Source organism: Pararhizobium mangrovi (assembly GCF_006516965.1).
GTDB lineage: Bacteria > Pseudomonadota > Alphaproteobacteria > Rhizobiales > Rhizobiaceae > Pararhizobium_B > Pararhizobium_B mangrovi.
Window position 1 is genome coordinate 19,257 of the sequence record NZ_VHLH01000008.1, and the last position, 20,732, is coordinate 39,988.

The window sequence follows — 20,732 nt, forward strand, 5'->3', positions numbered from 1 at the left end:
GGACTTGCGCGAGAAGGACGCCGGATTAAGTGACCCGTAACTCCAAAGGAGGTGCATTGTGGCAACAACCGATCCCATCGAACTTCATTACTGGCCGACGCCGAACGGCTGGAAAGTCTCCATCATGCTCGAGGAGACCGGCGTTCCCTACGAGGTCCATTACGTCAACATCGGCAAGGGCGAGCAGTTCGACCCGGAATTCCTAAAGATCGCGCCGAACAACCGCATGCCGGCGATCGTCGATCCGGACGGGCCGGGCGGCGAACCGATCTCGGTCTTCGAGTCCGGCGCGATCCTTCAATATCTCGGCCGCAAGACGGGGCAGTTCTATCCTGCCGACGAACGCGCCCGCACGAAGGTCGAGGAGTGGTTGTTCTGGCAGATGGGCGGCCTCGGCCCGATGGCGGGACAGGCGCACCATTTCCGCAATTACGCGCCGGAGACCATTCCCTACGGCATCGAGCGTTACACCAACGAGGTCCATCGCCTCTACGGCGTGCTGAACCGGCAGCTTGCCGATCGCGAATATATCGCCGGCGACTATTCGATCGCCGACATGGCGAGCGTCGGTTGGGTGCGTCCGGAATCGCAGGGTCAGGACATCGAGGAATTTCCACACCTCAAGCGTTGGCTGGAGACGGTGAAGGCGCGCCCCGCCGTCAAGCGCGGCATGGAACTCGGCCAGGAGCACCGAAACAACCTCGCCGACGACAAGGACGCGCAGAAGGTGCTTTTCGGCCAGCGCGCCCGCTGACCGGACATCCGGCATCGTCGGAACATTCGAGAATGCCGGCCTTCGGGCCGCCATTTTTCGTTCCGGCGCCGGCATTCCTTGCTGCTCGTAAAAAGTCGAGCTTCGGGCAGGGTTAGCGAAGCGTTGAAATCGAGGCGTGAATCCTTCGTAAAAATCGGTCGAAAAGGCCGCTTCCGCCGGCACTTGCATCCTTAACGAAGAGACAAGTTTACAAAGCATTTTAGCTTTGTTTTCCGCAAATTAAGGATGCAATTTAACGGCCGTTTCAAGCCTTTGCGGCATTCTCTCAATCATCGAACGGACCCCGGAAAACGGGGCGGACGGGCCCGGAAAAGGGCCTCGAAAGAAGAGCGGAAGCTCTCGCGAGTTGAACAGGCGAAGGCGCCCGCGCCGAAGACCGGCCGGGCACGAACGAAACGAAACCGACAGGGACGAAGACAATGGCACGCTTTGAACTTTTCGACGAGAACCGGGCAATGATCGGCGGCAAGGCGGAGGCCGACGCGCTGTGCGAGATGGGCCTTTGCTATGCCACCGGCCGCAGCGTCGCGGTCGACCTCGTGGCCGCGCACAAATGGTTCAACATCGCCGCCGTGAAGGGCTCCGACCGTGCGAGCGAACTGCGCACCGATATTGCTGCGATGATGACGAAGAGCGATCTCGCCCGCGCCCTACGCGCCGCCCGCGAATGGATGACGGTGCACTGAGCACCGTCTCGCCCTTCGCTCAGGCTGGCCGGGAAACCGCCGCGGCAGCCGAAAGCGCGGCCGGAAGCTCCGCCTCGAAAACGGCGAGTTCGGCCTCCGGCGCGGCACTGACCCGGATGCATCGGTCGAGCGGGGCGACCGAAGGCATGCGCACGAAGACGTCGCGCGCGACAAGTTCGCCAAGCACGGCGCGCGCGTAATCGCCATCGCGGCCGCAGTCGATGGCCACGAAATTCGTCGCCGAGGGCAGGGGCGTCAGCCCGTTCTGTCGGGCGATGTCGGAAATGCGCCGGCGCGCCGTTTCGATCTCGCCGAGCACGGTATCAAGGTGCGCTTGATCCTTCAGCGCTTCGACGGCCGCGATCTGGCTGAGCTTCGTCATTCCGAAATGGTTGCGCACCTTGTCGAAGGCGGCGATCGTCTCCTTCGCACCGAACGCGTAGCCGATGCGCATGCCGGCCAGGCCGTAGGCTTTGGAGAAGGTACGCATGCGCACCACGTTCGGCCGGTCGATGAGTGCCTCGACCGGCGGAAGGGTGCCGGGCGGGGCCATCTCGCCATAGGCCTCGTCGAGCAGCAGCATGGTCATGTCCGGCAGGCCGCGCGCGAAGGCGGTGACCGTCTCGGCATCCCACCAACTGCCCATCGGATTGTCGGGGTTGGAGAAATAGACGAGCGGCGCGCCGCTTTCCCGCACCGCCCGGGACAGCGCTTCCGGATCCTCCCGGTCGTCGCGGTAGTCCACCCGCACGAAGCGGCCGCCGAAACCCGCGACGTGATAGTCGAAGGTCGGATAGGCGCCCTTCGAGGTGACGACCGGCGTACCGGGCTCGACGATCATGCGCACGAGCAGGCCGAGCAACCCGTCCACGCCTTCGCCGGGCATGATGGTGTCGGCTTCCGTTCCGAGATGACGGGCAAGGGCCGTGCGCAACTCGATGTTGCGGGCATCGCCGTATTTCCAGGCTTCCGGCGCGGCGTTCGTCATCGCCTCGACCACGGCAGGCGAGGGGCCGAACGCGCTTTCGTTGGCGCCGAGGCGGGCGCGGAACGGCCGTCCACGCTCGTGCTCCTGCGTTTCCGGGCCGACGAAGGGAACCGTGGCCGGGAGCGAGCGAACCAGATCGGTGAAACGCGCGAATTCGGGCATGGAGGCCTCGCTGTCTTCCTGCGGTCGGGCCTTTTGGGTAGACGCTGGCGCCACTGCTTTCAAGCGACAGCCGCCGCATGCCGCCTTGCCGGGGTCGCGTGGCGGCGATAAGCAGGCCGGGCCCTTGACGCTTCCTTCCCTTGAGAACCGTTCTTCTTCAGGTTGCCATGCCGCCCTTTGCCGAAGCGATCCTCTATGTCTTCCTGCTGATCGCCTTCGGTTATGCCGTCGCGCTTTTCGGCTTGCTGCGGGAAGGGACGGCGGAAGGGGTCGCGGACTTCGTGTTCAAGATCGGCGTTCCCGTCCTCCTCTTCCGCACCATCGCCACGGCCGATTTCGAGGGCATATCCCCGTGGCCGCTATGGGCGACGTATTTCTGCACCATCACGCTTACCTGGATGCTATCGCATCAGATGGTCCGGCGTGCCTTCGACCGGGACGTTCGGGGCGGGGTGGTGGCCGGCGTCGGCGGGTCGTTCTCGAACCTCGCGCTGCTCGGACTGCCGTTCATCGACGGCGTCTACGGCCATCGCGGGCTCGCCATGCTTTCGCTGATCCTGTCGATCCACCTGCCGCTGATGATGGTCGCGACCATCGTGCTCTTTCGCTGGGCGGCACGCGCCGACGGGATGGCGCTTCGAACCGAGCGCCCGCGTGACGTCGCGATCGACTTCCTGCGCCAGCTTTCGCGCAATCCGCTCGTCATCGGCATTCTGGCCGGCGGTGCCTACCGTCTGACCGGACTGCCGCTCGATGGCCTTGCCGGCCGGCTCGTCGGCGCGCTCGCCGGGGTCGCGGGCCCACTCGCGCTCTTTTCGCTCGGCATGGGCCTTCGTGATTTCGGACTGCGCGGGCACCTCTTCGCCGGAAGCGCGCTCGCCGGGATCAAACTCGTGGCGATGCCGGCGATCGCTCTCGTGCTGGCCTGGGCGTTCGCGCTGCCGCCGCTCAGCGCCAAGGTGGCGGTGGCAAGCGCCTCGCTGCCGGCCGGCGTCAACGCCTGGTTGATCGCCCGCCAGTTCAACACCGGTTTTCGTCTCGCCTCGACGAGCGTTACGCTCGGCACCGCCGCCGGCGTCGTGACGACGGGCTTCTGGCTTTTCGTCGCTCAGGCCGCGTTCGGATAGACGATCGCGAACCCGCATGCGAGCCGCGTCGTTGGACGTGAGGCCGATCTCCACCTATCTGCCGGGCATCGAACACTGAAAGTGAAGCGCATGGCCGAACCGACAAAGCAAGCCGTCCTCGATCGCCTCAAGCAGGTGAAGGGTCCGGATCTTCAGGGCAACATCGTCGATCTCGGGATCGTCTCGGAAATCTTCATCGCCGACGGAAAGGTCTATTTCTCGATCACCGTTCCGTCCGAACGCGCGCGGGAACTGGAACCGTTGCGCGAGGAGGCAGAAAAGATCATCGGCGACATGGAGGGCGTGCGCGCGGCCATGGTGACGCTGACGGCAGCCCACACGTCCGACGGGCCGCGCGCTTCGGCGCCGCCCGAAGCTTCCCGCACGCCCGCTCAGGCTGCCGGTAAAGGCGGACCGGCGCAGGCTCCGTCCCGGCCCGCCGACAAGCCGTCCGTGCCGGGGGTCAAGCACATCCTGGCGGTCGCCTCCGGCAAGGGTGGCGTCGGCAAGTCGACGACGGCGGTCAATCTCGCGCTTGCTCTGAAGCTGAACGGGCTTTCCGTCGGCATTCTCGACGCGGATATCTACGGGCCGTCGATGCCGCGCCTCCTCGGCGTTTCGGGAAGGCCGCAGCAGGCGGAAGGCCGCGTGCTCATCCCCATGGAAGGGCACGGCCTGAAGGTCATGTCGATGGGCTTCCTCGTCGAGGAAGAGACGCCGATGATCTGGCGCGGGCCGATGGTGATTTCCGCACTCACGCAGATGCTGCGCGAGGTGCAATGGGGCGAGCTCGACGTGCTCGTCGTCGACATGCCGCCCGGCACCGGCGATGCGCAGCTGACCATGGCCCAGCAGGTGCCGCTCGCCGGCGCCGTCATCGTCTCTACGCCGCAGGATCTCGCGCTCATCGACGCGCGCAAGGGGCTGAACATGTTCCGCAAGGTCTCCGTGCCGGTGCTCGGCATCGTCGAGAACATGAGCTACTTCATCGCGCCCGATACCGGAAAGCGCTACGACATCTTCGGCAATGGCGGTGCGCGGCGCGAGGCCGAACGCCTCGGCGTGCCCTTCCTCGGCGAGGTGCCGCTGACAATGGAGATCCGCGAGACCTCCGACGCCGGTGCGCCGGTCGTCGCCGGAGCACCGGATGGCGATGCCGCCGCGGCCTATCGGCAGATCGGCGAACGCGTATGGGCAGGCATCGAAAGTGCCGCCGGCGACGAAGGCCGCAAGGCGCCGACGATCACCTTCGAATAGCCCGATACGCGCGACCTATTCGGCCTCGATATCCTGTTCGATCGCGCCGAAGACCGAGAGGTCGCCGGCCTTGCGCACTTCGATGCGAACCCGGTTGCCGGCATGGAATTCGGAGGACGAGGCGGAGCCTTGCGCGTTTGCGGGGCCAACGCTCACGATCGAACCGGCCGCAAGCCTGCGGTAGCGCGCGGCCTGCGCGACGAGGTCGGCAAAACCGAGCGGCATCGCCTCGTCGCCTTCGATCTTTCCCGCCGGTTCGCCGTCGATATCGACCGATAGCGGCAAACGGACCCGACTATCGTCCCACGCACCATTGAGAACGTCCGGCGTGACAGCGACCGGAGAAAAGGAGGCGAGCACACAGCGATCGCGATCGTTGCGAACGTCGGGGCCTTCGCTTTGAAACGAGATCGCGCCGAGAAGCATCACGAGACGGATCGCTTCGCCGGCCGTCGTGGCGTCCGCACCTTTCGGGACGTCGTCGACGATGACCGCGAAGCCGGGCTGCGCATCGATGCCGCCGGACGTGTCGGCAAGTCTGATCGCTTCCCGCGGGCCGTGGAAGAAGTCGCTCGCACGCTGCGAAATAGCGGCCTCGCCAGTCCCGTCCCGGGAGAAATCGGCGTGGATCCACTGGTATGCGCGCGGCAGCGGCGAACATGCGGCATGCTCGTGAAAGCGCTCCGTCGGCTGCGAGCCGTGCTCCATGCTTTCGGCGACCTCGCGCAGGCGCGAGCCCGTGTGCACCCAGGAATCGAGTGCGGTCTGCAGCGTCGGCGCCACGTTCGGCACGACGGTGTAGCGCGTCAGATCCTTCGAGACGACGACGAGTTGGCCGTCGCGGCTGCCGTCGTGAAGCGTTGCCAGTTTCATTGCGGTATGCTCTCCCGTTCGGCGGAGCGCCGGTTTCGGCGTCGCACCGTTTCCTCCATTGGCGCCTGCGGGGGCTTTGCCCGGGCGCGTCGGCATGCTTCATAGCGTCTTTTGCGATTTACCTGCGCGGAAAGTTTCGCTACCCCGGCGGCGAAACACAAGCCGTCTTCGTGTTTCGGGCGGCCAAATCGGGAGGAAAAACCGCATGTTTCTCGGGCTCGATCTTGGAACCTCTGGCGTCAAGGCTCTGCTCGTCGACGCGGATCAACGCATCGTCGGCTCCGGCAACGCCGCGCTGACGGTCTCGCGCCCGCATCCGGGCTGGTCCGAACAGGACCCCGCCGACTGGGTTTCGGCCGCACGCGAAGCGATTGCCGCGCTCGGCAGCCGGCCGGGCATCGATCTCGAGACGATACGCGGTATCGGCCTTTCCGGGCACATGCACGGCGCGACCCTCCTCGATGCCGGCGATACGGTGCTGCGACCCTGCATCCTTTGGAACGACGTGCGCAGTCACGTCGAGGCGAAGGAACTCGACGACGAGCCGGCCTTTCGCGAGATCACGGGAAACATCGTCTTTCCGGGCTTTACCGCACCGAAGCTTCGCTGGGTAGCGAAGAACGAGCCGCAGATCTTCGAAAAGGTGGCGAAGGTGCTCCTTCCGAAGGACTACCTTCGGCTCTGGCTGACGGGCGAGCATATCTCGGACATGTCGGATTCGTCCGGCACCGCATGGCTCGACATGGGCGCGCGCGCCTGGTCGGACACGCTGCTTGGCGCCTGCGACATGCGCCGCGACCAGATGCCGGCACTCGTCGAAGGATCGGAAGTCGGCGGCAAGCTGCGCGCCGATCTCGCATCCGAACTCGGCCTTTCACCCGGTATTCCTGTCGCCGGCGGTGCGGGCGACAACGCGGCCTCGGCATGCGGCATGGGCACCGTCGCCCCCGGCACGGCCTTCGTCTCGCTCGGCACGTCGGGCGTTCTCTTCGCGGCGAACGCCAGCTATCTTCCGAACCCGGACAGCGCGGTGCACGCCTTCTGCCATGCCATGCCGCAGACATGGCACCAGATGGGCGTCATCCTCTCGGCCACCGACGCGCTCAACTGGTATGCCGGCATTGCCGGCGCCAAGCCGGGCGACCTGACCGGCGAACTCGGCGAAAACCTCAAGGCGCCGGGTTCCGTCACCTTCCTGCCCTACCTTTCCGGCGAGCGGACCCCGCACAACGATGCGGCCATTCGAGGAAGTTTCGTCGGTCTCGCCCACGAATCGGACCGGAGCGCATTGACCCGTGCCGTGCTCGAAGGGGTGAGTTTCGCCTTCCGCGACTGCATGGAGGCGCTGCGGGCAGCCGGTACCGAGCTGGACCGCGTCACGGCCATCGGCGGCGGTTCGCGGTCGCATTACTGGCTGAAGGTCATGGCGACGGTGCTCGACGTACCGGTCGACGTGCCCGCCGACGGCGATTTCGGTGCCGCCTTCGGTGCTGCGCGTCTGGCGCTTTGCGCGGCAGAAAATGCCGATGCGCACGAAATCTGCACGCCGCCCGCGACCGAAAGTACGATCGAGCCGGAGGTCGGAATGCGCGACGCGTTCGCCTCCGCCTATGAGCGCTACCGCGCTGCCTATCCCGCCGTTCGCGGGCTCATGAACTGAGCATCGGCGATTGACAGGTCGCGGCCGCCGTTTCGTCGGCGTCGGCCGCCAGCCGCTCAGCCGCTTTGTGCTTCGGCTTCGATCGTCTCGTAGTCCTTCGAAAGGTCCGTGCGGACCAGGGCGGCGACGAGGCGCGGGAAATCCGTGCGGTCGACGAGGCGGGCAAGCCCCTTGGTCGAGGCCGGAAGCCCGAGGCGGCCGGCCGCCTTCAGCGCCTTCTTGTCGGCGAAGGGATAGAGCTCGTCCCAACTGATCTGCGCCTCGCGGAAGAAGATGTCGACGCCGACATCGCCGAGCCCCTTGAACGCCTTCAAGCGCTCGCGTTCGGCCTGCGGATCGTAGCCGGCATCGTCGCGCAGGACGCGCAGGTCGCCGCGATAGTCGTCGAGCAGCGTCGACGTCGCGTCGTGGAGCATGGAGGCGGTGCGCTCGTCGAAGCGGGCGTAGCCGGCATGGTTCAGCGTACGAACGCGATCTTCCCAATGGCTGTCGACGAGCTTCTCGGGCGTCGTCCAACCCTGATCGGCCAGCGCGCGGGCGGCCGAAACGGCGATGTCGCTCTTGATGCGCGTGCTCATCAGAATGGATGCGCAGAGCCAGCGGAAAAGCGGCGAGGGTGTATTCTTCTCGATATCGATCCCGAGTTCGTCGCAATAGGTGAGCCCGTGATCGTCGAGCAGATGATGGATGATGGCCTTCTGTGGATTGCTGTGCGCGGTCATCGGTCTTCCTCCCACGGCAACAAGTTCACGAAATTCCGGATATCGGCAGAATTCGTGATCGTACGGAAGCGTTCCGCGAAAAGGCGCTGCCTGCGAAAAAAATATTAACGATGGCGCACGGCGGCTCCGGTCTCCGATCCTCCGAGCACGGGTGAGGCGAGCGGCAAGTACGCCATCCCGTGGCGAGAATCTCTTACGCAAGAACGGGTTGGGGAGAGATGCAGCCAGCGCGTCAAACGCTAGAGCCTTTCAGGTTTATACGGAAACGCTCTGTTCGATCGTGCCGGTTTCCCACGCGAAGGCGATCGCAGCGCGATGTGGTTCATCGGGCAAGATCGCCGAACAAAGTGGGAGAGCGGCACGGTCGAACCCTTCGGGCCGGCCCTGTTTGCGCCATGACGCTTCGACGGATGGCTCGACCGTACCACCAGTACGCTCGTCGACATCCGTCTCGGTCCTGACGCAAACAGGGTCGGCAGAGTGTTTCCGTATAAACCTGAAAGGCTCTAACGACCGCTCGCGGAAAAGAGCGTGACGGTCAGCCAGTCGCCCTTGCTGTAGTCGAAACCCTTGATGGTCGCGAGGGGCTCGGCTTTCGTTTCCGTACGCGCGAGCGTGTCGTCGAAGCGTTTGCGTTTTCCGGCGGTTACGGCCGCGATCGCGCAACGCGGATCGGCCGCGAGTGCGCGCGCCGCCCCTTCGCCGTCGGTCAGCATCGTATGCGTGCCGGCAAGGAAGATCAGGCTCGGTTCCTCGAAGCCGGCGACGGTCAGCCGGCTTTTGGCGCAGGGGCGGTTCGCCTCGTAGGCGTTTGCGATGTCGCGCCCGAGCCAGACCGGCTTCAACGATGGAAGGACGATCGCGATCACGAGGGCGAAGGTGACGAGCGCCGAACCGGCGGCACCGGCGATCGCCATGCCCGGTCGTCGCTTCAGCACGAAACCGCTCGAAAGCGCGCCGGCGGCGAGCGCGAAGAGGGCGGCGCCAAGGCCCGCGAGCGAGAAGGTGCCCGTCGCCCACAGCGGCAGGGCGATCGCGGCGGCAGCCAGGGCGATCGTCGCGAATACGTGGCCGGCACGTGTCGCCCAGTCCAGCCAGCGTTGCCAGCGCCGCTCGAACGGATGCGCGAGCAGGCCTTCGCCGAGCGCCCATGCCAGCGCCAGCACGACGGCGGGATAAGCGGGCAGGATATATTGCGGCAGCTTGGTGGGGACGGCTTCGACCACCAGCCAGTAGGGAACGTACCAGGCAAGCAGGAAGGCGAGCCGCGGATCGGTGCGGAAGCGGGTGATCGCGAAGAGGCCGGCACGCAACGCCATCGAGCCGAACGGCCACATGAAGACGACGAAGATCGCCGCGAAGAAGCCGGGCGGGGCGCCGTGGCTCTCCTGTGCGCCGGCGACCTTGCCCATGAGGTCGTGGCCGACCGATTCGCGCCAGAACGCGCCGCCGCTGTGCACGCTGATCAAAAGCAGCCACGGCGCGACGATGAGGACGACGATGGCGAGGCCCGCCAGTGGTCGAAGCCGCCTCAGCCACTTGAACTCGCGATAACCGAGGGAAAGGGCGGCGCCGGTGAGCAGGCTGACCAGCGGGCCGACCGGCCCCTTGACGAGGGCGCCGGCGCCGATCGCGCACCAGAAGACGATCGCCGTCGCTCGCCCCGTCGGCTGCCCCGTCCGGCTTTCGAGCCAGATCCTGGCCAGCGCCGCCTGCGCGAAGACGACCGTCGCCAGCAGGAAGGCGTCCGTCTTGGCGATGTGCCCTTCGACCACCAGGCCGAGGATCGACGCTTGAACGATACCGGCGAAAAGTCCCGCGCTTCCACCGAAAAACAGCGCCGCGAGCCAGCCGGTCGCAAGCACGGCGAGTGCCGCGCCGAGGACGGAAACGAGACGGTAGACCCAGATCGGCGCGTCGGCGCCGTGTCCGGTCAGCGCAAGGGAAGCCGATTGCAGCCAGTAGATGCCGACCGGCTTCTTGTAGCGCGGCTCGTCCTGGAAGCGGATGTCCACGTAATCGCCGCTTTCGACCATCTGCCGCGTGGCCTGAACGTAGCGCGCTTCGTCACGATCGGTCGGCGGCAGGTTGGCGATCCCCGGCAGGAACGCGGCGAGCGAGACAAGTACGAGAACGAGCGCGTGAAGCGGCGGCAGGACCCGGGCGGAGCGTGCTGGCATGGGCAAAGCGGGATCCATCGGATGTCAGTCGGTCTTCGCCATCGCCCGGCGCTCGTTGGCGATCAGCCAGAGATTGCGGCTGTAGATGACCAGCCCCATCGCCTGACCGGCGATGAAGACCGGATCCTTGCGGCTGATCGCGTAGATGAGCAGCAGCATCCCGCCGAAGAGCGAAAAGAACCAGAATGCCACCGGTACGACGCTGCGCTTGGCCCGTTCCGAGGCGAGCCACTGAATGACGAAGCGCATGGAGAACGAGGTCTGCGCCAGGAAGCCGAGCGCCACCCACCAGTCGAACTGGGCGACGAAGACGGCGTGAAGCCAGTGCGCGAACGCGGCCGGGATTTCAGCCATGCGCCACCTCCTCGACCTTCGGGCGCACGCGCATGCGCCGGCGCAGCCACCACACGCCGAAAAGATCGAGAACGCCTCTCAATCCGCGATCGAGGATACCGTAGTTCGAGCGGCCGTAGCGACGCTCTCGGTCGATCACGTCGACATGCGCCACCCGATAGCCTTCGCGCAGCACGAGGGCGGGCAGGTAGCGATGCCAACCGTCGAAATAGGGCAGTCTGCGAAAGACTTCGGTCGGCAGCGCCTTCAGGCCGCAGCCCGAATCGTGCGTGTCGTCGGCAAGCAGCCGGCTGCGGATGCCGTTCGCGAAACGCGAGGAAATCTGTTTCATGCGCGTATCGGTTCGCCCGATCCGGTGGCCGGCGACGAGGCCGGTCGCGGGGCGGCCCTCTTCGAGCCTGGCCACGAGCAGCGGCAGATAGGCTGGATCGTTCTGGCCGTCGCCATCGAGCGTGGCGACGATCGCGCCGCGCGCTGCGATCATGCCCGTTCGAAGTGCCGCGCTCTGGCCCGCGGAGCGGTCGTGGCGAAGGTGGCGCACCGGCGCATCGTTCGATGCCCGGTCGGCGAGCACCGTCGCGGTGGCATCGGTCGATCCGTCGTCGACGACGATGACCTCGTGTTCCATGGCGGCCATGGCGCGGGCGATCTCGTCGAGCAGGAAGGCGAGATTGTCCGCTTCATTCCGACAGGGAATGACGATGGAGATCATGCAAGGACCCGCGTTTCATACCTCGACCCGGACGAGGCGCGCGCTTCATTAGCACCGATGCCGGCAGGAGGCTACGGGGCCGTTCCAGCGCCTTCGGGATCGCAAGCGCGCGGCGGACGACCGAGGCTCAGCCGTCGTCTTCGGGATGGCCGGCCGCAGCGAAGCCGCCGCCCTGGTAGACGACCGCCGGATCGTTCGGATCCTCGGGCGCGGCCTCGGCAAGGACGCTTTCGCGCCATTTCGCGGCGGTATGCTTCGGTTTCCAGCCGAGGAAGCTCGAGCCCGAATTGTCCCACCAGCTCTCCTCGTTGTCGGAGGCGCCGTAGACGATCGTATTGGCGAGGCGGGGCGAGGCGAAGGCACGCGCGCACAGGTCTGCCAGGTCCTCGACGGCGAGCCACGTCGCCAGCATGCGCGGGTTTTTCGGCTTTTCGAAGCACGAGCCGATGCGCACCGACAGGCATTCCTGGCCAAACTTGTGAAAATAGAGGCTCGCCAGATTCTCGCCGAAGGCCTTGGAGACGCCGTAGAAGGAGTCCGGCTGCGGCACGACGTCGATATGGAGCCTTTCGTCGCGGCGATAATAGCCGATCACGTGGTTGGAACTGGCGAAGACGATGCGCGGCCGGCCGTGCCCGCGCGCGGCCTCGAAGAGGTTGTAGGCGCCGACGATGTTGCCCTCGAGGATGGTATCGAAGGGCTTTTCCACCGATATGCCGCCGAGATGGATGATGCCGTCGCAGCCGAACACGAGATCCGAAACGGCCTGCCGGTCGGAAAGCTCGCAGGCGGTGAAGCTCTCATGGCCCGCCAGATCCGAAATCGGCTCGCGGTCGGAAAGCACGACGCTTTCGGCGAAGTCCGGCAGGAAGGGGCGCAGCGCCTTGCCGACGCCGCCGGCGGCACCCGTCATCAGAAGCTTCTTCAGCATGGTCGTTCCTCAGTTCATCAGGTTGGGCAGGGCCATGGAGATGGGCGCGAAATAGGTCGTCAGCATCAGGGCGACGAGGATTGCCAGGTAGAAGGGCCAGATCGTCTTCACCGCCTGCTCGATGCGCACGTCGCCGATCACGCAGCCGACGAAGAGGCAGGCGCCGACCGGCGGGGTGCACAGTCCAAGCCCGAGATTCATCATCATGACGATGCCGAACTGGATCGGATCCATGCCGATGTCGGTGACGACCGGCAGGAAGATCGGCGTGCAGATGAGGATGAGCGCCGCCATGTCCATGATCATGCCGAGCACGAGCAGCATGACGTTCAGCATCAGCAGGATGATGATCGGGTCGCTCGAGATCGACGTCAGCAGGTTCGCGAGGTTGTCCGGCACGCGGTAGAGCGCCAGCATGTAGGCGAAGGCCGACGCGCAGCCGACGAGGATCATGACGAGCGCCGTCGTGCGCACCGCGCTGGCGACGGCCGTCTTGAAGGCGGTCCATGTCAGCTCGCGATAGACTAAGAGCGTCACCACCACCGCGTAGATCGCTCCGAAGGCGCCGGACTCTGTGACCGTCAGGATGCCCGAAAGCACGCCGCCGACGATGATGACGGCCGTCAGCAGGCCGGGCAGCGAGACGATGAAGCTCGTCAGCAGCGTTCGCCAGCCAGGAAAGGGCTCGGCGGGATAGCCGCGGCGCACTGCCACGAAATAGGCCGCGACGGCAAGGCACATGCACATGACGACGCCCGGAACGATGCCGGCGATGAAGAGCTTGCCAACGGATATGCCGCCGCCCGCCGCGACGACGTAGAGCAACATGTTGTGGCTCGGCGGGATGACGACGCCGGCGATCGACGAGGTGACCGTGACGTTCACCGCATAGTCCGCGTCGTAGCCCTTTTCCTTCATGACCGGCATCAGGATCGAGCCGAGCGCGGAGGTGTCGGCGACCGCCGAGCCGGAGATGCCGCCAAAGAGCATGGAGGAGACGACGTCGACCATGCCGAGGCCGCCGCGCATGCGCCCGACGGCGGCGGCGGCGAAGCGTACGAGCCGGTTGGCGATGCCGCCATGCAGCATCAGCTCGCCGGCGAAGATGAAGAAGGGGATGGCCAGAAGCGAGAAGGTCGAAATTCCCGAAAGGATGCGCTGGAAAGCGACGAAGAGCGGCAGCCCCTCGTAGACGAAGGCGGCAAGCGAGGCGAGGCCGAGCGCGAAGGCGACAGGAGCGCCGACGACGAGGCCGAGCAGGAAGAGGCCGAAAAGGATGGTGAGGCCCATGAAGCCGTTCCGCTTCTAGCGTTTGAAATTGCGCTCGACGACGTCGAAGGCGGCGAAGGCCACCATGAGCACGCCGCAGATGAAGAGCGGCACGGCACGCCATGTCGCCGTGACCCCCAGCATGGGGAGCACGCGGTCGGCATTCGTCAGCATCAGCTCGTACCCCTGCCAGCCCATCAGAATGCCGAAGGCGATCACCACGACATCGGAAAGGAAGCGCATGATCGCCCGCGGTACGGCCGGCATGCCCTCGCGCACGAAGTCGATGCTGAGATGGGTATGGCGTCGCACGCCGACGGCCGCGCCGAGGCATGTGATGTAGATGATGAGAAGGAGCGAGAGCTGCTCCACCCAGGTCGGCGTGTCGTTGAGGACGTAGCGCCCCCAGACCAGCCAGCCGAAGGTTGCGATGATGACGACGAGGGCGATACCGGCGACGAGCATGCACAGCCATGCGATGCCGTCGAGGACGCGGGCGACGGCGACGATCGCCGGCGGCGGGGACGAACCCTCGGTTTCATGGTCGTTTGGCGCCACGGGAAGGATGCCGTTCTTGCCGGAGGAAAGGCCGGGCGCAGGGTGCGCCCGGCGGTGGAAGCGGGGCGACCTACTTGGTCGACCGGATTTCCTGAACCAGCGACTTCATGTCGGGATGGTTCTTGTAGAACTTGTCGTAGACCGGCTTCATGGCGTTCTGGAACGGCGTCAGGTCCTTGATCTGGTTGACGGTCGCGCCATGGCTCTCGACGAACTTCTCCGCGTCCTCGGAGTCCTTCGCCCAAAGCTTGCGCTGCTCCTTGGCCGCGTCGACCGCCGCCTGTCGCACGATCTTCTTGTCCTTGTCGGAAAGGGCGTTCCAGCTCTTCGTCGCGACGCACAGGCATTCGGGAATGATCAGGTGGTCGGTGGTCGAGTAGTACTTGGCGACCTCGTAGTGGTTGGTCTCCTTATAGGAGGGGTAGTTGTTCTCCGCACCGTCGATGACGCCGGACTTCAGCGACTGGTAGACGTCGCCGAAGGGCATCGGCGTGGCGTTGCCGCCCATCGCGTCGATCATGTCGACGTAGAGGTCGTTGTCCATCACGCGCACCTTGAGGCCCTTCACGTCGGAGGGCTTCGTGATCGGATGCTCGTTGTTGTACATGCTGCGGGCGCCCGAATCGAACCAGGAAAGCGCCACGAGACCCTTCTTGGAGAGCGCGTCGGAGAACTTCTGGCCGATCTTGCCGTCCATCACGTGGTGCATCTGGTCGACGCTGGAGAAGAGGAACGGCAGGGAGAGGACGTTGGTCATGGGCACGTACTGGCCCATCGGTCCCATGTTGAAGTTGGCGAAGTCGATGGCGCCGTTGCGCACCTGTTCGATCGCGTCGGTCTGATCGCCGAGCACGGCGTTGTTATAGACCTGGGCGGTGATGTCGCCGTCGGTCTTCTTGCCGACGTTCTTGGCGAAGTCTTCCAGCGCGACGGTGTTCGGGTAGCCGGGGGCGTGGATGTTCCAGCCGCGCCAGTTCGTGGCGGCGGAAGCCGGGCCGGCGGCAAGAACGCCGAAGGCGGCGCTGGCGAGGATGGCCCCGCGCAGGACGGACGAGAATTTCATGGACGTTTCCTCCCTGGTGTAATGGCGAAACTGGTGCCTTGTAATATAACAAGAGATAAGTGATCATACGAGTGATGCGGTGGCCGTCAACCTCTTTCTCGTCTTAAGGTGGCCGGCTTCGATGTCGCAGCTCATGCGTTCGCCTAGGCCGGCGTGGCGTGTCTGCGAGCGACTGGATATGAAGGGAAGGGCGAAGTGGCGTTGCAGAATACCGGGCGATCCGGTGGCGAACCCCTGCAAAGGGCCGGTGGTCCCGGTCGAAAGAGCCTCGTGGCGCGGGTGAGTGCGGAATTGCGCGACGCCGTGCGCAGCGGTGCGCTCGCGCCGGGCGACCGGTTGCCGAGCGAGGCGGGGCTGACGCAGCAATACGCCGTCAGCCGGACGGTGGTCCGAGAGGCGATCGCCTCGCTGCGCGCCGACGGTCTGGTCGAGCCACGTCACGGCGTCGGGGTCTTCGTTCTCGAGCCGAAAGAGGTGGAAACGGGCTTCAAACCGGTCGATCGGGCGCGCATCTCGTCGATGATCGAGCTCCTCGAACTCAGGGCAGCCGTCGAGATCGAGGCTGCCGGGCTGGCAGCGGAGCGTCGCTCCCCGGCGCAGGAGGAGGCGGTCTTCGAGTGCTTCGACGATCTTGAGCGCCTGATCGCGGCGGGAGAGCCGACGGTTTCCGCCGATCTCGCCTTCCATCTCGCCATTGCCGACGCAACGAGCAATCCGCGCTTTCGCGAGTTCCTCTCGATGATGGGCGAACACCTCATTCCCCGCTCGACGATTGCCGATGCCGGACGGCGCGAGGGGCCGGACGGCTATCTGGAGCAGATCCAGCAGGAGCATCGCAAGATCGCGCTGACGATTTCCGAACGCGATGCCGATGCGGCCCGACAGGCCGTGCGAATTCATCTGAAGGGCAGCCAGGATCGCTATCGCCGCATGATCCGCTCGGACTGATCGCGAAGTCATCATATCTCATTGACACTGATATGACCTTGCTTATGCTGCGGTGGAAACAAACGCCACAGCGAGGGATTGGCACGTCTCATGGAGCCGAATGAAATCAAGGCTGCGCTCGGATCCGGGTTGCTTTCCTTCCCCGTTACCCCTTTCGACGCCGAAGGCGCCTTCGCGCCGGCACGCTATGCCGAGCATATCGGCTGGCTTTCCGGGTTCGATGCGAGCGCGCTGTTCGCCGCGGGCGGGACGGGCGAATTCTTCTCGCTGACGCCGTCGGAAATTCCCGGGATCGTCAGGGCTGCGAAGGCCGCCGCCGGCGACACGCCCATCGTTTCGGGCTGCGGCTACGGCACGCGCATGGCGATCGACATCGCGCAGGCTGCCGAAGAGGCGGGTGCCGACGGCGTTCTTCTCCTGCCGCACTATCTCATCGGCGCCAGCCAGGAAGGCCTCGCCGCCCATGTCGAGGCGGTGTGCCGATCCGTGAAGATCGGCGTCACCGTCTACAATCGCGACAATTCGATCCTGCGCGCCGATACGCTGGCGCGACTGTGCGAACGGTGCGAAAACCTGATCGGCTTCAAGGACGGGTCCGGCAAGATCGGCCTCGTTCGCGAGATCACCACGAAGCTCGGCGACCGGCTGACCTATCTCGGCGGCATGCCGACGGCCGAGCTTTTCGCCGAGGCCTATCTCGCCGCCGGTGTGACGACCTATTCCTCCGCGGTCTTCAACTTCGTGCCCGAACTCGCCCAGCGGTTCTATTCGGCGCTACGCGCGGGTGATCGGGCCGGCGTCGAACGCATCCTCACGGATTTCTTCTATCCGTTCATGGCGATTCGCGACCGCAATACCGGCTATGCCGTATCGGCGATCAAGGCGGGCGTTCGGCTCGCAGGCTTCGAAGCCGGTCCTGTCCGCCCGCCGCTCACCGACCTGAGCGAGGAGGAAAGCGCCATGCTCGCCGACCTCGTGGAGCGCAATCGGTGATGCGCATCGACGCCGTTCGGACCTATCTCCTCGATACGGAGGTCGCCGAACCGTTCGAAAGCGCGTCCGGTCGTTTCGAGCGGCGCCAGCATTGCCTCGTGGAGATCGTCTGTGCCGACGGCACCGTCGGATGGGGCGAAAGCCTCGGTCCGGCGCGGCCGAACGCGGCGATGGTCGAAGCCTATGCCGCGGGGCTCGTCGGGCGCGATCCGCTCGGGACGGAAGTGCTGTGGCTCGATCTCTACCACGCCTTTCGCGATCAGGGGCAGCGCGGGCTGACGATGACCGCGCTTTCGGCGATCGACATCGCGCTGTGGGACATCAAGGGCAAGCATTTCGGCGTGCCGGTTTCCACACTCCTCGGCGGGCGGTTTCGCGATACGATCCGCGCCTATGCGACGGGCGGGTTCCGACCGATGAAGGGGGATCGGGTCGCGGCCACGGCGCAGGAGACGGCGGCCTACGCGCGCGAAGGCTTCCATGCCGTCAAGATCAAGATCGGCTTCGGTTTCGACGAGGACGTTGCCGCGGTCGCGGCGGTGCGCGAGGCGATCGGCCCGGACCTGCGGCTCATGGTGGACGCCAACCACGGCTACGATCCGATCGAGGCGATCGCCTTCGGAAAACGCATCGCCGAATACGATATCGACTGGCTGGAAGAGCCGGTCCTGCCCGAGCAGCTCGATTCGTACCTCGCGGTGCGCGCCGGCCAGCCGATCCCGCTTGCCGCCGGCGAGACCTGGCACGGGCGCTACGCCATGAAGCCGGCGCTCGACCGGCGCGCGGTCGATATCCTGCAGCCGGACATCTGCGGCACCGGCGGCTTCACCGAGATGCGCCGGGTCGCCGACATGGCGACGATGGCCGGCGTTCGCCTCGTTCCGCATGTTTGGGGAACCGGCGTTGCGCTCGCGGCGAGCCTTCAGTTCATGGCGACGCTCGCGCCGAACCCACCACGTCCGCAACCGATCGACCCCATCCTCGAATTCGACCGCACGCCGAACGCGTTCCGCCAGGCGGTGCTGAAGACGCCGATCGAACACGAACGCGGCGTGGTCGCGGTCCCCGACGGGCCGGGGCTCGGCATCGAGATCGAGCGTTCGGCCCTTACCGAATTCGCGATGAAGGCGCGCTGAGCGATGGCGACGATCCCAGCGAACACGCGACCGCTCGAAGGCGATGCGCCACGGCTGAAGGCGCCGCCCGGCGTCACCGATTGCCACATGCACCTCTATCTCGAAGGCTTCGAGGCGCAGCCGGGCGGGCCGCCTATCGCCGAACTCGCCACGCCCGAGGACTATGCGCGCGTGCAGCGCCGGCTCGGCCTCGATCGCGTGGTGATTACCCAGTCGAACGCCTACCAGCTCGATAATGGCGCCACTATCGAGGGCCTGAAGCGGATCGGCTCCGACACCGCGCGCGCCGTCATTGCCGTATCGCCGGACATGGCGGAAGAAACGCTTGCCGAATACGACCGCCTCGGCGTGCGCGGCGCGCGGATCATGCAGCTTCCAGGCGGCGCGCTCGGCATTTCGGCGATCCCCGCCGTCGAGGCGCGGATCCGCGATTTCGACTGGCATCTGATGGTGCAGTTCGACGGGCGCGAGATCGACGAGCATCGCCCCGCCCTCGAAGCGATCAAGACACGCTACGTCATCGATCATATCGGCAAGTTCCTGGAACCGGTGGCGGCCGACGATCCGCGTGTCGACACGCTCTTGCGCCTGATCGATCGCGGCAATGCCTGGTTCAAGATCGCCGGCGCCTACGAGACGAGCTGGACCGGCGCGCCGGAATTCGCCGATGTCGCGGCGATCGCGAAGCGCGTGATCGCCCATGCGCCCGAACGGATCGTGTGGGGGTCGAACTGGCCCCATGTCGGCGTGCCACGCACGGCCTATCCGGACGACGCGGTGCTTCTCGACAACCTGCTCGACTGGGCCGACGCGACGCAGCGCCAGCGCATCCTCGTCGACAATCCGGCCGAACTTTACGGGTTCTGACGGCGTCGGCCTTTAGCGGCGGGCGGTCAGCCCGGCGCTCAGCCTCGCAGCAGGGCCTCGACCTCTTCGAGCCGCGGCATGGATGAGGCGGCTCCGGCACGGGTGACCGAGATGCCCGCCACCGCGCAGCCGAAGCGGACCGCGGCCACCGGATCTTCGCCGCGGGCAAGCGCCGTCGCGAAGCCGGCATTGAACGCATCGCCCGCACCCGTCGTCTCGACCACGTCTCCGGCCGGCATCGCAGGTATCCGTTCCGTGCGTTCGCGCGAGACGTAGAGGCAGCCGGCTGCGCCGAGCGTGACGATCGCAGCACCCACGCCCTTGGCAAGAAAGACCCGGGCCGCTTTTTCCGCTTCCTCCGGCGAATGGACAGGCAAGCCGGTCAGCGCCTCGGCCTCGGACTCGTTCGGGGTGACGTAGTCGCAAAGCGCGAGCATCGCATCGTCGAGCGGTGTCGCGGGGGCGGGGTTGAGGATCGTCGTCACCCGGGCTTCGCGCGCGATTTCCAGCGCCCGCGTTGCAGCTGGCAGGGGCTGTTCGAGCTGCGTGACGAAAATGCCGGCCGAGCGGATGCGTTCGGCGTTCGCCTCGACGTCTTCCGGCGAGATGCGGCCTGCCGCACCGGGGCTGATGATGATCGCGTTGTCGCCCGAACCCTTCTCGACGAAGATGAACGCAGCACCCGTGTAGCTTTCGGGGTCCGGCGTGACGAACGGCTTCACACGCGCATCGCGCCACGTCGTTTTCGCCAGTTCCGCGAAAGCGTCCTCACCGAGGCGTGTGATCAGCGAGACGTCGGCGCCGAGCCGGCCGGCCGCGACCGCCTGGTTCGAGCCCTTGCCGCCCGGTCCGAGCGTGAAGGCGTTGCCGAGGATGGTTTCGCCGATCTTCGGCTGGCGTTCGGCATGGTAGGTCGTATCGGCGACGAAGACGCCGAGAACGACGATCGGTTTTCCGTCGCTCATGATGCGGCTGCATCCTCCGGCCCGATCACGCCTTTCGTCAGCGAGAAGCATCCGTAGAAGCGCCGTTCACCGGTCTGGATGACGCAGTAGGCGGCGGCGGCGTGTTCGTAGAAGGCGAACCGCTCGATGGCGCTCATCGGCGAGCCCGTCCCGCGGGCCTCGTCGACGACGGTTTGAACTTCCTGCTGAACCGCCGGCAGCGAAGCGGCGTCGCCGACGACTTCCATGCGAGCCACGGCATCGTCGATGAAGGTGTCGAGCGGCAGGAGGCTGAGGATAGCAGCGATCGCTTCGCCCGAGGTTACGTTGTCGATGTGAAGCGGGCGGCCGAGCGTCGTTCGCCGCGCGATCGCGTCTACCGGAAAGTTTGCGTCGGCGACGATCAGATGGTCGCCATGGCCCATTGCCGCCAATGCGTGCAGCACGTCGGCGTTCAGCCGCGGATCGATACCCTTGAGCATCGTCGTATCCCCTCTCGTTTATATCCGGACGATGATTGCCTGCCG

21 protein-coding genes are annotated in these 20,732 nt (G+C 65.8%); 9 read left to right on the top strand and 12 right to left on the bottom strand.

Annotated features, from left to right (window positions below; all coding sequences use genetic code 11):
- Positions 1 to 58 precede the first annotated feature (58 nt).
- Complete coding sequence (locus tag FJU11_RS06230) at positions 59 to 754, top strand: glutathione S-transferase N-terminal domain-containing protein (RefSeq protein ID WP_407946667.1); 696 nt, start codon at positions 59 to 61, stop codon at positions 752 to 754.
- A 440-nt stretch (positions 755 to 1,194) separates the two neighbouring features.
- The gene (locus FJU11_RS06235) at positions 1,195 to 1,461 is read left to right on the top strand and encodes a sel1 repeat family protein (RefSeq protein ID WP_141166177.1); all 267 of its coding nucleotides are present in this window, start codon (positions 1,195 to 1,197) and stop codon (positions 1,459 to 1,461) included.
- A 19-nt stretch (positions 1,462 to 1,480) separates the two neighbouring features.
- Here FJU11_RS06235 and FJU11_RS06240 read toward each other — a convergent pair whose 3' ends face one another.
- On the bottom strand, positions 1,481 to 2,611 hold the full coding sequence (locus FJU11_RS06240; protein ID WP_141166178.1) for a pyridoxal phosphate-dependent aminotransferase: 1,131 nt from the start codon (positions 2,609 to 2,611) through the stop codon (positions 1,481 to 1,483).
- A 140-nt stretch (positions 2,612 to 2,751) separates the two neighbouring features.
- Here FJU11_RS06240 and FJU11_RS06245 point away from each other — a divergent pair, with 140 nt between their 5' ends.
- Together FJU11_RS06245 and FJU11_RS06250 are read left to right on the top strand one after the other, a co-directional pair.
- Entirely contained in the window at positions 2,752 to 3,738 is a 987-nt protein-coding gene (locus FJU11_RS06245) for an AEC family transporter (protein ID WP_235890846.1), read from the top strand.
- Positions 3,739 to 3,828: 90 nt separating this feature from the next.
- A complete protein-coding gene (locus FJU11_RS06250; RefSeq protein ID WP_141166179.1) occupies positions 3,829 to 4,995 on the top strand; it encodes an Mrp/NBP35 family ATP-binding protein in 1,167 nt (388 codons plus the stop codon).
- Between the two features lie 15 nt (positions 4,996 to 5,010).
- On the opposite strand, the gene FJU11_RS06255 is transcribed toward FJU11_RS06250, so the two are convergent.
- Complete coding sequence (locus tag FJU11_RS06255; RefSeq protein WP_181408067.1) at positions 5,011 to 5,868, bottom strand: fumarylacetoacetate hydrolase family protein; 858 nt, start codon at positions 5,866 to 5,868, stop codon at positions 5,011 to 5,013.
- Between the two features lie 205 nt (positions 5,869 to 6,073).
- Here FJU11_RS06255 and xylB point away from each other — a divergent pair, with 205 nt between their 5' ends.
- Entirely contained in the window at positions 6,074 to 7,528 is a 1,455-nt protein-coding gene (gene xylB / locus FJU11_RS06260; RefSeq protein WP_141166181.1) for a xylulokinase, read from the top strand.
- A 56-nt stretch (positions 7,529 to 7,584) separates the two neighbouring features.
- On the opposite strand, the gene FJU11_RS06265 is transcribed toward xylB, so the two are convergent.
- The 8 genes from FJU11_RS06265 to FJU11_RS06300 form a co-directional block, all read right to left on the bottom strand.
- Positions 7,585 to 8,250 (bottom strand): hypothetical protein, encoded by a 666-nt coding sequence (locus FJU11_RS06265; RefSeq protein WP_141166182.1) that lies wholly within the window; start codon positions 8,248 to 8,250, stop codon positions 7,585 to 7,587.
- A 506-nt stretch (positions 8,251 to 8,756) separates the two neighbouring features.
- Positions 8,757 to 10,430 (bottom strand): ArnT family glycosyltransferase, encoded by a 1,674-nt coding sequence (locus FJU11_RS06270; protein WP_141166183.1) that lies wholly within the window; start codon positions 10,428 to 10,430, stop codon positions 8,757 to 8,759.
- Between the two features lie 24 nt (positions 10,431 to 10,454).
- On the bottom strand, positions 10,455 to 10,784 hold the full coding sequence (locus FJU11_RS06275) for a lipid-A-disaccharide synthase N-terminal domain-containing protein (RefSeq protein WP_141166184.1): 330 nt from the start codon (positions 10,782 to 10,784) through the stop codon (positions 10,455 to 10,457).
- Positions 10,777 to 11,496, bottom strand: coding sequence for a glycosyltransferase (locus FJU11_RS06280; protein ID WP_141166185.1), 720 nt, complete (start codon positions 11,494 to 11,496; stop codon positions 10,777 to 10,779). Before FJU11_RS06280 ends, FJU11_RS06275 begins: the two co-directional genes overlap by 8 nt.
- Before the next feature lie 127 nt (positions 11,497 to 11,623).
- Positions 11,624 to 12,427, bottom strand: a complete 804-nt coding sequence (locus FJU11_RS06285; protein WP_141166186.1) for an NAD-dependent epimerase/dehydratase family protein — start codon at positions 12,425 to 12,427, stop codon at positions 11,624 to 11,626.
- Between the two features lie 9 nt (positions 12,428 to 12,436).
- A complete protein-coding gene (locus FJU11_RS06290; RefSeq protein ID WP_141166187.1) occupies positions 12,437 to 13,717 on the bottom strand; it encodes a TRAP transporter large permease in 1,281 nt (426 codons plus the stop codon).
- A gap of 15 nt (positions 13,718 to 13,732) precedes the next feature.
- A complete protein-coding gene (locus FJU11_RS06295) occupies positions 13,733 to 14,254 on the bottom strand; it encodes a TRAP transporter small permease (protein WP_235890847.1) in 522 nt (173 codons plus the stop codon).
- Between the two features lie 70 nt (positions 14,255 to 14,324).
- Entirely contained in the window at positions 14,325 to 15,317 is a 993-nt protein-coding gene (locus tag FJU11_RS06300) for a TRAP transporter substrate-binding protein (RefSeq protein WP_141166188.1), read from the bottom strand.
- Between the two features lie 201 nt (positions 15,318 to 15,518).
- Here FJU11_RS06300 and FJU11_RS06305 point away from each other — a divergent pair, with 201 nt between their 5' ends.
- The 4 genes from FJU11_RS06305 (at position 15,519) to FJU11_RS06320 (ending at position 19,261) form a co-directional block, all read left to right on the top strand.
- Positions 15,519 to 16,265, top strand: coding sequence for a FadR/GntR family transcriptional regulator (locus FJU11_RS06305; protein WP_235890858.1), 747 nt, complete (start codon positions 15,519 to 15,521; stop codon positions 16,263 to 16,265).
- A 90-nt stretch (positions 16,266 to 16,355) separates the two neighbouring features.
- Positions 16,356 to 17,258 (top strand): 5-dehydro-4-deoxyglucarate dehydratase, encoded by a 903-nt coding sequence (gene kdgD, locus FJU11_RS06310; protein WP_141166189.1) that lies wholly within the window; start codon positions 16,356 to 16,358, stop codon positions 17,256 to 17,258.
- Positions 17,258 to 18,394, top strand: a complete 1,137-nt coding sequence (locus FJU11_RS06315) for a mandelate racemase/muconate lactonizing enzyme family protein (RefSeq protein WP_141166190.1) — start codon at positions 17,258 to 17,260, stop codon at positions 18,392 to 18,394. The genes kdgD and FJU11_RS06315 overlap by 1 nt, the downstream gene beginning before the upstream one ends.
- A gap of 3 nt (positions 18,395 to 18,397) precedes the next feature.
- The gene (locus FJU11_RS06320; RefSeq protein ID WP_141166191.1) at positions 18,398 to 19,261 is read left to right on the top strand and encodes an amidohydrolase family protein; all 864 of its coding nucleotides are present in this window, start codon (positions 18,398 to 18,400) and stop codon (positions 19,259 to 19,261) included.
- Positions 19,262 to 19,299: 38 nt separating this feature from the next.
- Here the strand turns inward: FJU11_RS06320 and rbsK are convergent, their stop codons facing one another.
- Positions 19,300 to 20,226, bottom strand: a complete 927-nt coding sequence (rbsK, locus tag FJU11_RS06325) for a ribokinase (protein WP_141166192.1) — start codon at positions 20,224 to 20,226, stop codon at positions 19,300 to 19,302.
- Positions 20,223 to 20,687, bottom strand: a complete 465-nt coding sequence (locus tag FJU11_RS06330; RefSeq protein WP_141166193.1) for an RbsD/FucU family protein — start codon at positions 20,685 to 20,687, stop codon at positions 20,223 to 20,225. Before FJU11_RS06330 ends, rbsK begins: the two co-directional genes overlap by 4 nt.
- Positions 20,688 to 20,732: the final 45 nt, after the last annotated feature.